Below are 14,438 nucleotides of genomic sequence, written 5' to 3'. Positions count from 1 at the left end.
TGTTGAAGTAGACGCCGAGAAGCATGGTCGTCGAATGACCGATGGCAAACAGCGTCACGTAAATGGCGATGTGCTGCATCCGGTAAAGGAAGAAGATCACGCCGAGCAGGAACAGGATGTGGTCGTAACCGGTGACCATGTGCTTGGCCCCCAGATAGATGAACGGAATGAGGTTCACCCCGCTGATTTCCTGGATGTAGCCCTGGTCGCCGGCGGTGACCGCGTGGGCCAGCGCCGAGGACGCTAAGGCGAGCATCAGGCCGAGCGCGATAAGCCCGGTCGTGAGGCGGGGAGCGAACGCCGGAAGCGTTCGACCGCCACCCCGAGAAGGTGGTCGTGTCATGGATCAATATCCGCATTGAGGAAGAACGAGCCTCGGTTTTCCGAGGCCGGGCTATCGCTCAGGCGCGTGGCGGTCGATCCAGTTCGAATATCTGCAATGGGAGAATGTCGTAGAAGCTCGCGACATCCCAGCTCTCGCTGGCGGCGACAAGCATGGATGGCGTCGCGGGCGGGTCACCTGGCGTGTCGTGCAGATGGTCCGACGCATCATGACCGTGGAGATGACCCGAGTGGGCCTCATCGCTCCAGCCATCGTCATGGGAATGTCCGCGTTCTGCAATTTCTGCGGAAAGCGCCTGATGGCGTTCGGCCTCTGCCTGCGCAACCGTGAACGGATCATGGGACATTGATCCCGTCGGCGGCGCCAGCATAAGCGACAACGCCACCGCACAGGCGATGACGACGCGCAGCCCGACGCTTTGAAGACGGTTGACCATAGTGCCAGCGATACCCCCGCAATGGTTAAGAGCACCTTTCCCGCGATTCGGTGGCGAGATGATGGCGCTTGCCCTATCCTCCCCGGGGGGATAGCTTCTTGCAATGACTCATGCCGACCTTCATGCCTCGCATCCCGACATCGTCAAGCGCCTCAAGCGCGCTGAAGGACATCTCAAGAGCATCATTGCGATGATCGAGGCGGAGCGTCCGTGCCTCGACATCGCGCAGCAGATGCACGCCGTGGAGAAGGCCGTTCAGCAGGCCAAGCGGACCCTCATTCACGATCATCTCGATCATTGCCTGGGAACGCCGAGCGACCGCGAGGCGGGACCGGACCGCCAGTTCGTCGACGACCTCAAGGCACTGGCAAAATATCTCTGAAGGCGCTTCCTCATGATTGCCGTTCTCAAGAACCGCACCTACCGGCATCTCTTCCTGGCCCAAATCCTTGCGTTGCTCGGCACCGGGCTTGCGACGGTGGCGCTCGGCCTGCTTGCCTTCGATCTGGCCGGCGATAACGCGGGCGCCGTGCTTGGGACCGCGCTTGCCATTAAGATGGTGGCCTATGTCGGCGTCGCGCCGATCGCTGCTGCCTTTGCCGAGCGGTTGCCCCGCCGGACAACCCTGGTCGCGCTCGATCTCGTCCGGGCGGCAGTTGCCTTACTGCTGCCCTTCGTTTCGGAAGTCTGGCAGGTCTATGTGCTGATCTTCGCGCTTCAGTCGGCGTCTGCTGCATTCACGCCGACGTTTCAGGCGACCATTCCAGACGTGCTGCCGGACGAGAAGGATTATACGCGAGCGCTTTCCCTCTCAAGGCTGGCCTATGATCTGGAAAGTCTCGTCAGCCCCATGATTGCCGCCGCTCTTCTCACAATTATCAGCTTCCACAATCTCTTTGCCGGCACGGTCGTTGGCTTTCTCGCATCCGCAGCCCTCGTGCTGACGGTCCTTCTTCCGAGCCCGAAGCCGAGCAAACCTCGCGGCATCTACGATCGCACCACGCGCGGCATCCGCATCTATCTCGCCACACCCCGCCTGCGCGGATTGCTGGCCATCAACATGGCCGTTGCCGGCGGCAGCGCATTCGTCATCGTCAACACCGTCGTCTACGTCCAGGCGATCTTCGGGCTTGGGCAAAGCGAAACGGCGGGCGCGCTCGCAGCGTTTGGCGGCGGATCCATGGCGGTCGCGCTGTTGCTGCCCCGGCTGCTCGACAGTCTCGCCGATCGTCCGGTGATGCTTGCAGGTGCGTCGGTGATCACGATTGCCACAGGTGCCGCCGCGTTCATCCACTCTTACGGCCTTCTGCTTCTGGTTTGGGGCTTCATGGGCATTGGCTTTTCTCTCGCGCTGACGCCTTCCGGTCGCCTGCTCAGGCGCTCGTCCCATCCGGAAGACCGACCGGCATTGTTTGCCGCGCAATTCGCCCTGTCCCATGCGTGCTGGCTCGTCACCTACCCGCTTGCGGGATGGGCCGGCGCCAGCCTCGGGCTGCCGGCCACGGCCACGATCTTGGCGACGATCGCAGTCGCGGGCGTAACCTGTTCGGCCATGCTTTGGCCTGCCGGCGACCCTGAGGTCGTCGAACACGACCATGCGAACCTGCCGGCTAGTCATCCGCACTGGACGCAAGGAGGGCATGCCGGCAACCGACGCCACGCCCATGCCTTCGTGATCGATGATCTTCACGATGCGTGGCCACAAGCGCGCCCTTGAAGGAGCGCCAATCCGGCCCGCATCGGAAAGCGTAAAGCATGCCGTTCCTCGTCCAGAGCCTGATCGACGTCCAGCGGGACATCTATCTGACCTTTGCCGACACGATCCGGGCATTTGCTTCCGGCGGCGGATGGCTGGACCTGGCGACGTTTCTGCCGATGGCGATCGTCTTCGGCGCCGTCCATGCACTGACGCCGGGGCACAGCAAGACGGTTCTAGCGACCTATCTCGCCGGATCGACGATCTCTGTCGCACGCGGTCTGGCGGTTTCGCTGACCTTGTCGTTCACCCTTGTCCTGATGGCCGTGATCATCGCGCTGTTCTCGCTGCCGCTCATTTCCATCGCACTCGGCAGCGTCGGTCGCGCTCCTGCCATGGAAAATGTCAGCCGCGGTCTCCTGGGCCTGATTGGACTATGGATGCTGTGGCGCGCAGTACGTGGGCACCGACACGGTGATGGTGAAAACAAGGGCCTGCTGGTCGGCATCGTCGCCGGGCTGATCCCGTGTCCGCTCACGCTGTTCGTCATGATCTTTGCGATGCAGCGCGGCATCACCGAGGCTGGGCTCGCCTTCGCGGCCATGATGATGCTCGGCGTCGCAACGACGCTTTCGGCTGTCGCGCTGGCGACCGTCTTCTTCCGTCAAGCGTTTGCGGCCTTGATTGCGTCACGTCTCTTGCTGCTTAACCAGGTGAGCCGGGTAATCGAAGGACTGCCCGGTCTGATTCTGGTCCTGATCGCGTTCCGGACAATCGCGGAACCCTAGATAGCGGACGCATGTTTTCTAAGACGACTTACAATTTCTCCAGAAATGCTCGAACTCAGTGGCCCGCCGAATGGTTGGCAACGATCGACATTTCTACCGACCTGTCATCAGAGCTTGACCTTCCAGCAACAGAAAGGAGCACATAGATTGTGAAGGCCGGCGCATAGGTCTTCAGGCGGCAGTGACCGCGAAAGGAGAACATCATGTCCACCGTCGATCCTCACAAAGGCCACCCCCATTCAGACGCCGAAATGTCGAAGGTCCACGTGGAGCCTGCAACTGGCCCTACGGCCATCGATCCCATTTGCGGCATGACGGTGAGTCTGAAGCCAGAAACCAGAACGGAAAGCTTTGGTGGTGAGGACTTCCACTTCTGCTCGGGCAAGTGTCAGACCAAGTTCCTGGCGGATCCCTGGTTCTATGCCTCGGGTCGCGCCGCGGGGCGGAAGAATGCGGCCCCCGCCAATGTCCAGTACACCTGCCCGATGCATCCCGAGATTGTCCGCGATGCCCCGGGATCCTGCCCGATCTGCGGCATGGCGCTGGAGCCGATGCTGCCCTCGGACGAGCCCAGCGAGGAACTGACCGACTTCACACGCCGGATGTGGATCTCGGCGGCGGCGGCGGTGCCGCTCTTCGTGCTGACGATGGGCGAACTCGTTGCCCTGCCGGTGCGCGACTGGATCGGGCACCAGACGGCAAGCTATTTCGAGTTTCTGCTGGCGACACCAATCATTCTCTGGGCCGCGCTGCCGTTCTTCCGCCGTGGCTGGGACTCGGTATTGAACCGCTCACCGAACATGTGGACGCTGATCAGCCTCGGGGTCGGAGCAGCCTACCTCTATTCGCTGGTCGCGACGTTCCTGCCGGGCGTGTTTCCGGAACAATACCGGATGGGCCATGGTGTCGGCACCTATTTCGAGGCGGCGGTGGTGATCGTCACTCTGGTCTTCATCGGCCAAGTCCTGGAACTCCGAGCGCGCGAACGCACTGGCGACGCGATCCGCGCGCTTCTCGATCTTGCACCGAAGACGGCGCGGCGCATTCTGCCAGATGGCACTGAATACGACGCGCCTCTGGAGAACATCATGGAGGGCGACCGGCTGCGCGTCCGCCCAGGTGGTGCAGTCCCGGTGGACGGAACGGTGATCGAGGGCCACTCGTCTCTGGACGAAAGCATGCTGACCGGGGAGTCCATGCCCGTCGAAAAGGGTCCGGGCGACGCGGTGACCGGGGCCACGATCAACAAGAACGGATCTCTTGTGATCGAAGCCGGCAAGGTCGGCGTCGATACCGTGCTGGCCCAGATCGTCGCCATGGTCTCGAACGCCCGCCGGTCGCGCGCGCCGATTCAGGGGCTGGCGGACCGGGTGTCGGCAGTCTTTGTGCCGACCGTGGTGGCCATCGCGATCATCGCCTTCATCGTCTGGCTGACCGTCGGTCCGAAACCCGCGCTGGTCTTTGCCATCGCCTCAGCGGTCTCAGTGCTGATCATTGCCTGTCCCTGCGCGCTCGGGCTGGCGACACCAATCTCGATCACCACGGCGGCCGGGCGCGGGGCGCAGGCGGGGGTGCTGATCAAGGACGCCGAGGCGCTGGAACGCATGGCGGCGGTCGATACGCTGATCGTGGACAAGACCGGCACCCTGACCATGGGCAAGCCGAAGCTGAGGGATACCATTGTGTTGGGGGATATCACCAGGATCGATCTGCTATCGCTGGCGGCCGCCCTCGAACGGGGTTCGGAACACCCGTTGGCGGAAGCGATTGTCGAAGGCGCCGAAGCGCAGGGCGCCCCACGTCTGGAGGCTGCGGATTTCGAAGCGGTCATCGGCAAGGGAGTGCGCGGCAAGGTTAGCGGACGCGCGGTGGCGCTCGGCAATGCGGCGATGATGCGGGAGATGGGGCTGGAGACGGGCGCTGCCGAAGCAAAGGCGGACACCCTGCGTAAGGAGGGTAAAACGGCGATGTTCATCGCGGTCGATGGCGCGCTTGCCGGCATTGTGGCGGTGGCAGACCCGATCAAAGACAGTACCGCGCAGGCCATCCGGGAACTTCATGCTCAAGGCCTGCGGGTGATCATGGCGACGGGTGATAACGAACGCACGGCGCAGGCGGTTGCTGGCAGGCTTGGCATCGACGAGGTGCGCGCGGGCATTTTACCCGAGGCCAAGAAGGAGCTGATCGACCAGTTGCGTCGCGATGGCCACAAGATTGCCATGGCAGGCGACGGTGTGAACGACGCCCCCGCACTGGCCGCTGCCGACGTGGGCATCGCAATGGGGACCGGGGCGGATGTTGCCATGGAAAGCGCAGGCATCACCCTGTTGGGCGGTGACCTCATGGGCATCGTTCGGGCGCGCAAGCTTGCGCGTGCCACGCTCCGCAACATCAAGCAAAACCTGTTCTTCGCATTTGCGTACAATGCCCTTGGCGTGCCGGTTGCTGCAGGATTGCTTTACCCGGTCACTGGCATGTTGCTGTCACCAATGATTGCAGCAGCAGCGATGAGCCTGTCGTCTGTGTCAGTGATCAGCAACGCGCTGCGACTGCGGCGGATCGAACTGTGAAATGCTGAGGATTCTCAAGGAGTCCAAAGCGGTCAATCGCCTGCGACCGCCTTCGATCTTTGCGCCTGCGTTTCCCGAATATCTTCCGGCCACGTAGACTTGATATGGTCGAGGATGGCCTTGATCTCACGCTCGTTCAGCGCCGAACCGAAGGCCGGCATGCCTGACGTGAACGTTATGCCCATATCATCAAGCACCGCCTGGCCACCGCGGGTAATGTAGTCGAGCAGCATCGTATCGTCGTGGTGCCAGGTGTGTCCGGTTTCGTCGTGGGGCGGCGCAGGATAGAGGCCGTTGGCATCAGGGCTGCGCCAATCGGGCTGTCCCTCAAGGTTGACACCATGGCAGGTGGCGCAGTGCTCGATGTAGAGCGCGCGGCCCGTGATCATGTCCGCCTTTGCGACCTGCAAAAAATTTGCGGCAGGCAGGAGCAAAATGCCGAGCATCAATGCTGCGGGGGCTATAAACCGGGCGTGCCACATCGGCTTCCGGATCATCGGGTCACTCGCCAAGACGTCATTTCCTCCATGTCGACCAACGACTGGACATAGAGCGAACATTGGGCGCCGAAGCTTTGAAGCAGACTTCCCAGCGCCCAAGCCGCCATATCCAAAGCGAAAGAGGCTGCCAACGCGACAGATCCGCTCGCTCCAGGATTACTCCGTATCGCCCGCAGCGCCTGGTCGGGTTTGGTTACTCGAACTTGGCTTGCGACGTAGCCCCATCTGGGGCCGTCAGTTGAACCGCACCTTTGACTGGAAAAGCAACTGGAGCTGCCGCCTGGCCCAAGAGTTGCGAACCTCCGGAGGGCTCCAGAGCCACCCTTTGAGGCTTGCCTTCGACAATAAGGATAGCTGTGCCTTTGAACCCTTCGCTGAGCACGGGCGCATCGGAAGCATCGCTCAGATAAACTTCGACACTCGTATCCTTCGTGACGAGTTCGACATGATGGGCTCCTGCATCGACCAATGTACCGCCATTGGGACCCGGTCGAGGTTCATGCGCGTTCGCAATGCTGGGTATAGTCAGCGCTGCAGCGAGGGCGAGGATTCGGTAATTCATTGTTGGCTTCCTTGTTTCTTCAGAAGGATTGCGGAACTGCGCTGGTGGGCAGGGTTGCGGTTTCGCGTTCGACGCGCGCTGCATCGACCAGTCGCTTCAATGACTTCTCGCCATAGCGCAGGAAGAGGACAGGCGTCAGGAAGGTGTCGAGCAATGTCGATGACACCAGTCCTCCGAAAATCGTCACTGCGACCGGATGCAGGATTTCTTTGCCGGGCGCCGACGGATCGATCATCAACGGCATGAGCGCGACGCCCGCGGAAAGCGCGGTCATCAGAACAGGCGTAAGACGCTCAAGGCTGCCCCGGACCACGAGATCGCGTCCAAAAGGCAAACCCTCATGGATCGCCAGATTGATGTAGTGACTGATCTTGAGGATGCCGTTACGCGCCGCGATGCCCGTCAGGGTGATGAAGCCGATCATCGAGGCCACCGAAAGCGGTTGGCCCGAAAGCCACAGCGCGGCGACGGAGCCTATCAGCGCCAGGGGTACGCTGCCCATGATGATGAGAGCGCAGACCGCTGATCGGTATCGGCTGTAGAGAATGGCAAAGATCATCGCAAGCGATATCAAGGAGAGTGCGCCGATCGTCCTGGTCGCCTCCTCCTGAGCCTGAAACGTTCCCTCAAGACTTGTCGAGAAGCCCGGCGGCAACTGCGCCGCCGCGATCTCGCCGCGGATGCCCTCAATCACCGCGGCCATATCGGTTTCCCCGTCGGTGTTGGCCAGCACCACCACGCGCCGGCGCCCGTTCTCGCGAAGAATCTGATTGGGGCCATCGGTCTCGCGGACGTCGGCCAGCTCGCGCACAGGCACCCAGCCTGCCGGTGTTTCGATCAGGAGGTCCCCGAGCGACTGCGTCGTGCGGGCGGTGTCGTCCAGCCGCAGGACCACCTCATAGGATCGATTGCCGTCGACGAGACGGGAAACGACACGTCCGTTGGAGAGTTGCTCCAGTTCCTCGGTAATCCTTGCCGGCTGAATCCCGTAGAGCGCAGCCCGATCGTAATCAATATGGATTTCAAGCTGCGGAATGCGGACCTGCTTTTCGACCTGCAGATCGACGATGCCAGGAACATTCTCCATGCGTCCGCGCATGCTCTCGGCAAGCGAACGCAACGTGTCGAGGTCGTCGCCATAGATCTTGAGCGCGATCTGAGCTCGCACTCCGGACAGCATGTGATCAAGGCGGTGTGAAATCGGCTGTCCGACATTTACGGAGACCGGAAGGACTGCCAGACGCGAACGGATGTCGGCGACGATTTCCGTTTTTGCTCTTCCCTCGATGAGATCCACCTCGATCTCCGAGGAGTGAACGCCTTCGGCATGCTCGTCGAGTTCGGCGCGTCCCGTCCGGCGGCCGACCACACGAACCTCCGGCACCTCCATGATCAACCGTTCGGCGATCAGCCCGACGCGGTGGGACTCCGCGAGCGAAATGCCGGGGTTGAACGCCATCGAGATGGTCAGTGTCCCCTCGTTGAAGGGGGGCAGGAAGGCGCGGGGCAGCGCTGTCGCGGCTACCACCGCAGCGACGACACCGATCAACGCTATTCCCATAAGCATGCGCGGCCAGCGGAAGGCACGCTCGAGAAGCGCCTTGTTGCCGCGCTTGAGCCACCGGACAAGGAACCCCTCGTGCTCATCGAGCCGCTTGAGGCTCGGCAAGAGGTAATAGGCCATGACCGGGGTCAGCGTGATCGAGACGACGAGACTTGCTAGGATGGAGATGATGTATGCCTGGCCGAGAGGAGCGAAAAGGCGTCCCTCGATGCCGGACAGGGCGAAGAGTGGTACGAAGACCAGAACGATGATGACCGTCGCGTAGACGATACCCGACCGCACCTCCTGTGAAGCACTGACCACCACGTCGAAGGTGGATCGCGGGTTGCCGAGCTCCCTGTTTTCGCGCAGGCGCCGGAAGATGTTTTCGACATCCACCACCGCGTCGTCGACGAGTTCGCCGATGGCGATCGCCAGACCCCCAAGCGTCATCGTGTTGATGGACAGACCCATCAAGTGGAAGATGATGGCGGTCGCAAGGATCGAAACGGGAATCGCGGTGAGCGAGATGACCGTTGTTCTGACATTCAGAAGAAAAGCGAACAGGACGATTGCAACGACGACGATGGCCTCCAGCAGGACCGTCTGCACGTTGGAGATCGAGGTCTCGATGAAGTCCGCCTGCCGGAATAACACCTGGTCGGCCTTGATACCGTTCGGGAGAGAGGCGCTTATTTCGCCGAGCGCCGCTTCAAGTTGGCGTGTTAGGCCGATCGTATCAACATCGGGCTGCTTTTCGACCGAGATGATGACTGCCGAACGCCCCATATAGCCCGCTTCGCCGCGCTTCAGCCGTGCACCGAACGAGACGTCCGCGACCTGATCGAGGAGAATTGGCTGTGTGCCAACGGTGGCGACGACAACGCTGCGCAGGTCGTCGAGGCTGAGACTGCGACCTATATTGCGGATCAGGTACTCGCGTGCGTGCTGGTCGGTGAAGCCGCCACCGGTGTTGGCGCCGAAAGACGTAAGGGCCGTTTCGACCTGTTCGAGTGTCACGCCGAGAGCGCGTAGCGCTGCCGGGTTCGGCGCGATCCGGAACTGGCGAACCTCGCCGCCGATGGGGATGACCTGTGCGACGCCAGGAACGGCCAGAAGACGCGGCCGCACTAGAACATCGGCCGCCTCGCGCAATTCCATGGGCGATACGCCGTCCGGCGCCGTCATGGCCACCAGCATTACCTGGCCCATGATCGACGAGATCGGGCCCATCTGCGGTGCGACGTCCGGCGGCAGCTGGTTTCGCACCAATGCGAGACGTTCCGCGATCTGCTGGCGGTTCAGATAGATGTCGGTGTCCCAATCGAACTCGACATACACGATCGACAGTCCGACCCCGGAAACGGACCTGACACGGGAAACCCCCGGCAGACCGTTCATCTGCGTTTCCAGGGGATAGGTGATAAGCTGCTCGACCTCAGGTGGTGCCAGTCCCTCCGCCTCGGTCATGATGGTGACGGTCGGACGGTTCAAATCCGGGAAAACATCGACCGGCAGACGCGTGGAGACGAAGGCGCCGTAGATAACGAGGACTGTCGCCAGGGCCAGGACAAGCATGCGGTTCCGCAGCGACTGCGTGACGAGAAACGTGAACATTGTCGTCGCCTCAGCGGATCTGGTTGAGCAGTTCGGCGCCCTGCGTCACAACGCGGGCTCCTGGCTCGACGCCGGCGGCCACCAACACTCTGTCGCCGTCCAGCGGCAGGATCCGCACCTCGCGGGGCTCGAACCGTTCGGCGCCGACATGGAGGAAGACCATGTCCTGCCCGTTTGCACCGCGCAGGACGCTCATGCGAGGAATCGCTAAACCTTCGTCAGTCTCCTGTGTCTGTCCGAGGACCGACAGCATCTGGCCAAGCCTCAGTCCTTTCGTGTCGCTTTCGATGCTGAAGTGGACGGGCACTGCCTGACTCCGGTCGGCAAAGCCTGCACCTTCGAACTTGAGGGTGAGCGCGCGGTCGGACCCATCGCTGGCAGCCGCAGTATCGAACTGTCCGTCGTTGCCGTAGGCGAGCGCCTCGACCCAGAGGCGGCCAGGATCGACGATGTGAAAGATCACCGCGTTGCTTTCGGCCATCTGACCCGCAACGGCGTTGGATGCGGCGATGATGCCGGAGACGGGGGCAACGAGGGGCTCCGGTCGGACCTGCACCTGCTCCAGGGCAGACCGCCGCTCTTTCAGTCCCTCAAGCTCGATCTTGGCTTCATCAAGCGTCGTTCTAGCGACCGCACCACTCGCGATCAAGGTCTCGAAGCGTCTGATCCTCTGCTCCGCTATCGTGATCTCCTGCGCGAGCTCGCTCTGACGTTGCCGGACATCGGACTGGTCGATCATCTGGAGAGGGGGCGTGATCTCTGCGAGGACGTCGCCGGCCTCAACGCGGGCGCCGAGCCTCGGGAAGCCTCCTGCAGGTGGCGACAGCCGTCCGGCGATTGCCGCCTGCACGTAACCGCTTGCATTCGGATCCGGGATGATGCGGCCTGGCATCTCAACGCTGCGCCGGTGTGCCTCCTGCGCGGTCAGAATTGTTCGGATGGCGAGGATGCGCTGTGAAGGCTTGGGCACAAAAATTGATCCGTCAGGGAGCCGCTGGGCCATGTCCCGGCCGGACGGCACAGGCATCAAAGCCGCCTGATCTCCGTGATCATGCCCCTCATGGGCGACAGCAATCGATCCCGCGAAAATGACAAGGAGGACGGCGCCAGTTCCAGCAGCGAAGACTGTCCGGCGGCGAAACACCGCCATAACGAGAAGGCCACCGAAAAAGCCGATGATGCCCACGGCGATGAGACCCGGGTCATTGCGCGACAGGCGATCGCGCAGGTCCGTAGCAAGAACTTCCTGCATCTCATCCGCGAATGCTGAGTTTGCGAGCCAGCCGGATCGTTGGGCGAGCATAGGCGCTGCGACCTCGGGCACCGACAGTGTGGCGGTGAGAAAGTCGATGTCCGAGCCGCTCGAGACTGTGAAGATGAGGTCGTATTCGCCCGGTTGCAAAGACCAGGGCGCTTCAAGGCGATAGACGTCAGCCTCGGCAACAGCACTTATAGGGCCTGCGGGAGTCTCGACCTCGATGACGGCGTCCGTGACGGGTTCGTTGGTCTCGAATCGGTCAAGGTAGATTTCAAGTGATCCGCCGCTTGCAACGGCGACGAGTTCGAAAAGCGCACTTTGCGCCTCGGTGCGTGGAGCGCTTTGAGAAACGACGACTGGCGGGGCATCGCCATGGTCGTGGCCTTCATGAGCGTAGGACAACGGAAGGAACAGAAGCGTAACGGTCACAGCCGCCGCCGCAGCAGCAATACGGAAATCCATCGGAAACCCCGGTCTGAAACATAGAAAAGAACGCATGCAAAAGCTTCGCATGCCTCCGCCTTGTCATTCAGACAGAGAGTTGAGGGGGCCTGATCAGGCCATCCTTGTCGATGTCGGCCATTCCATTCGGCCCGATGTGCCAATTCATTCCGTCAGGGAAAATCGGAGGGAGAGCAACAATCTCGCTCACAATCCCTGAAAAACACCCGGTGGTGCCAATGCCACAGCATGAACTGTCAGCACCCCGATCGGGAGTGGTCGGTCGATCGATTGCTTTGAAGATCGACGGCTCTGTTACCGATGACTTCGCGTCTTGATCGTCGATGCGTTGAACATAATCCGCGAGTTCAACCGCAAGGGCTTGGATCGATGTTGCACGCATGGCGGTCCGCTCTGCGTGGACCCCATGAGCCTGTGCCGTTGTCGTGCTGAAAAACATCGATCCTGCGAGCACAAAGCCCGCAAGCAACACCGACATCTTTTGCAAGCCCTGCAGCATGAAGCTTCCACGATCCGAATCAGGAGGTCATTTGGGATGGAGATTACGGCTAATTTAGCCCTGTTATCACAACCAGCTTACGGTGTATCTGTTAACACGATTTTTCATCTCGGCGAGAAAATCGCAAAGCCTCTCAGCGTCAACAGCTTCGAGAGCGCTACCGCTTGAAGAAGATGTATTTCACGAGGGCGGCAACGACGAGCACCAACAACACTGCGAGCAGGAGGCCCCCGAGCCCCATTCCCCACATCATGCCGTCGCCCATCATCATTCCATCTTCCATCATTGTCTCAGCCTTTCACGCTGTTGGTCGCGTCGTTGCCGCCAACCCGTCGATGATCGGGCATTCGGGGCGGGCGTCGCCGTGGCAGTTCTCGACCAGATGCCCGAGCATATCCCGCAGTCCGGTCAGCTCCGCGATCTTTCGGTCGATTTCGCCGAGCTTCTCGGTTGCGATCGCCTTCACATCCGAGCTGGCGCGGTCGCGGTCGGTGTAGAGCGATAACAGCTGCCGACATTCTTCGACCGAAAATCCGAGGCTACGGGATCGCTGGACAAAGCGGAGCCGGTGAACGTCTTCGCTGGAATAATCGCGGTACCCGTTGGCAGCCCGATCGGCGGTTAGCAGACCGATGTCCTCGTAGTAGCGGATCGTCTTGGGCGGCAGGCCTGATTGTCTGGCGGCGTTTCCGATGTTCATGGCGCGTCTCCTGACCTTGGCCTCTCAATTTAGGGGCTCCAGCCACTGGAAGCTCAAGACGTTTCTAAGCGATCAGCGAAAATGCTGGCCGCGCGGGTCGCCCCGCGCGGCCAGCAGCAGCTCAGTTGGCGTTTTCAGCCAACCACGTGGTCATCTGCTCGATCTCGCCGACCTGTGCAGCGATGATTTCTTCGGCGAGCGCGCGCATCTGCGAATCCTCGCCATGCTCAAGCAGCACCTCCGCCATGTCGATGGCGCCCTGATGGTGAGCGATCATCCCGCAAGCAAAGGCCACGTCGGCATCCTCCATCATCATGCCTTCGTGCATTGCTGGCATGCTGATCATCATCCGGCGCATGTTCTCCTGGACATGCTCGGGCATGGATTCCAGGTCCATGCCGCCCATTCCCATCATGTCCATCATCCCGGAATCCATGGCGGCGGCCTGATCTCCCTCCATGCCACCATGACCCATTGCCGAGTGGTCCATTCCGCCCATGGCGGTCGAAGAAGTGCACTGCTCGGGCAGCTGGAATTCGGAATCCTGCGCCAAAGCAGGTGCCGAGAACGCGATTGCGGCGACTGCCGCGGCGAGGGTCGTCTTTGTAATCGTCATCTTGAGTTCTCCTGAATGTATGAATTGTCGCGCGATCACAGCCACGAGCGTCGTGGAGGGGGCAGGATGACGCCAGGATTGTTGCCCAAGCCGCGCACTGGCGCGGCAACCGTCGTCTCGCTTCGGGCAACAACGATGGTCATTTCGGGTGCGTCGACAGACATGCCCGGATGACAATGAGCCATCATGCAGCAACCGACTGCCGAGGGCTGGCAGTCTGCGTCAAAGGTACCATTGTGAACCCGCTTGGCGCCGATATCTTGGGCGTGTGCGTCGTGGCTTTGCAAAGCCGTGATTGCAACGTGATCGGTGGAAGAAGCGGCATCCGACGTAAGAGGCGGCCAAACGAGGATGACGGCCAATGCCACCAGGACTGCCAGTGCAAGTCGCCATGTTTGATCAGACCGCTTCATCGGTACTCTGCACCTCTGGATCATGAAATCAACAATGCATTCGACATATAGGCCCGGGGTTTCAGCTCACAACGGCGTCCTGTCGCATTACGCCGCACGGCGGGGCGGATATCCGACATCCTCGAGGGCTGCCACAACCGCTGACTCGTCAGCAACAGACGCCACGTTGACGCTCTTCTGGGGCAAATCGATGTCGACCTTTGCATGTGGGTCTAACGAATGGATCGCTTTGGTGACGCTCCGGGCGCAGCCGCCACACGTCATGTTGTCGATCTGAAACTTCATGGGATTCTCCTTCGATGAGTCGGGCTCGAACGGAAGATGGGGATTCCAGTACGTGGAAGGTCAAGGGGCGACATCACGTGAAAATAGGTGTTGACCTTCTAGTGACTGGAAAGAGCAGAAGAACTCCAACAGCATTCGCCAATGGAGTTG

The 14,438-nt window shown here is 61.2% G+C and carries 15 protein-coding genes; 4 read left to right on the top strand and 11 right to left on the bottom strand.

The genetic code is table 11. From position 1 onward, the window contains the following. A partial coding sequence (locus tag GC125_RS00700) for a HupE/UreJ family protein (protein ID WP_199864389.1) occupies positions 1-343 on the bottom strand: 343 nt, incomplete at its 3' end. Positions 344-401: 58 nt separating this feature from the next. Next, on the bottom strand, positions 402-779 hold the full coding sequence (locus tag GC125_RS00695; protein WP_151983270.1) for a hypothetical protein: 378 nt from the start codon (positions 777-779) through the stop codon (positions 402-404). A 103-nt stretch (positions 780-882) separates the two neighbouring features. Between GC125_RS00695 and GC125_RS00690 the strand changes: the two genes are divergently transcribed. The 4 genes from GC125_RS00690 (at position 883) to GC125_RS00675 (ending at position 5,833) form a co-directional block, all read left to right on the top strand. Beyond that, entirely contained in the window at positions 883-1,161 is a 279-nt protein-coding gene (locus GC125_RS00690) for a metal-sensing transcriptional repressor (protein ID WP_151983216.1), read from the top strand. A gap of 12 nt (positions 1,162-1,173) precedes the next feature. Next, positions 1,174-2,496 carry an MFS transporter gene (locus tag GC125_RS00685; protein ID WP_151983269.1) on the top strand — a complete coding sequence of 441 codons (1,323 nt, stop codon included), beginning with the start codon at positions 1,174-1,176 and terminating at the stop codon, positions 2,494-2,496. 38 nt (positions 2,497-2,534) lie between these two features. Then, on the top strand, positions 2,535-3,263 hold the full coding sequence (locus GC125_RS00680; protein WP_151983268.1) for a nickel/cobalt transporter: 729 nt from the start codon (positions 2,535-2,537) through the stop codon (positions 3,261-3,263). 251 nt (positions 3,264-3,514) lie between these two features. Then, positions 3,515-5,833, top strand: a complete 2,319-nt coding sequence (locus tag GC125_RS00675) for a heavy metal translocating P-type ATPase (RefSeq protein ID WP_151983279.1) — start codon at positions 3,515-3,517, stop codon at positions 5,831-5,833. Between the two features lie 32 nt (positions 5,834-5,865). On the opposite strand, the gene GC125_RS00670 is transcribed toward GC125_RS00675, so the two are convergent. The 9 genes from GC125_RS00670 to GC125_RS00635 all read right to left on the bottom strand — a co-directional run bounded on the left by GC125_RS00670 (position 5,866) and on the right by GC125_RS00635 (position 14,288). Continuing rightward, positions 5,866-6,345: a c-type cytochrome gene (locus GC125_RS00670; protein ID WP_286165309.1), complete on the bottom strand. Its 480-nt coding sequence runs from the start codon at positions 6,343-6,345 to the stop codon at positions 5,866-5,868. Positions 6,346-6,526: 181 nt separating this feature from the next. Next, positions 6,527-6,895, bottom strand: a complete 369-nt coding sequence (locus GC125_RS00665) for a hypothetical protein (RefSeq protein ID WP_151983267.1) — start codon at positions 6,893-6,895, stop codon at positions 6,527-6,529. A gap of 19 nt (positions 6,896-6,914) precedes the next feature. Then, positions 6,915-10,055, bottom strand: a complete 3,141-nt coding sequence (locus GC125_RS00660) for an efflux RND transporter permease subunit (protein ID WP_151983266.1) — start codon at positions 10,053-10,055, stop codon at positions 6,915-6,917. Between the two features lie 10 nt (positions 10,056-10,065). After that, positions 10,066-11,775 (bottom strand): efflux RND transporter periplasmic adaptor subunit, encoded by a 1,710-nt coding sequence (locus GC125_RS00655; RefSeq protein ID WP_151983265.1) that lies wholly within the window; start codon positions 11,773-11,775, stop codon positions 10,066-10,068. Positions 11,776-11,842: 67 nt separating this feature from the next. Then, complete coding sequence (locus GC125_RS00650; protein WP_151983264.1) at positions 11,843-12,274, bottom strand: hypothetical protein; 432 nt, start codon at positions 12,272-12,274, stop codon at positions 11,843-11,845. Between the two features lie 157 nt (positions 12,275-12,431). Beyond that, positions 12,432-12,560: a hypothetical protein gene (locus GC125_RS20190; RefSeq protein ID WP_286165308.1), complete on the bottom strand. Its 129-nt coding sequence runs from the start codon at positions 12,558-12,560 to the stop codon at positions 12,432-12,434. 12 nt (positions 12,561-12,572) lie between these two features. Beyond that, a complete protein-coding gene (gene cueR, locus GC125_RS00645; RefSeq protein ID WP_151983263.1) occupies positions 12,573-12,974 on the bottom strand; it encodes a Cu(I)-responsive transcriptional regulator in 402 nt (133 codons plus the stop codon). Positions 12,975-13,095: 121 nt separating this feature from the next. Next, complete coding sequence (gene copM, locus GC125_RS00640; RefSeq protein WP_151983262.1) at positions 13,096-13,590, bottom strand: CopM family metallochaperone; 495 nt, start codon at positions 13,588-13,590, stop codon at positions 13,096-13,098. A gap of 500 nt (positions 13,591-14,090) precedes the next feature. Beyond that, the gene (locus tag GC125_RS00635) at positions 14,091-14,288 is read right to left on the bottom strand and encodes a heavy-metal-associated domain-containing protein (RefSeq protein WP_151983261.1); all 198 of its coding nucleotides are present in this window, start codon (positions 14,286-14,288) and stop codon (positions 14,091-14,093) included. Positions 14,289-14,438: the final 150 nt, after the last annotated feature.

It is taken from the genome of Rhizobium sp. EC-SD404 (assembly GCF_902498825.1).
Lineage (GTDB): Bacteria > Pseudomonadota > Alphaproteobacteria > Rhizobiales > Rhizobiaceae > Georhizobium.
This window is presented reverse-complemented; position numbering and strand designations above follow the sequence as displayed.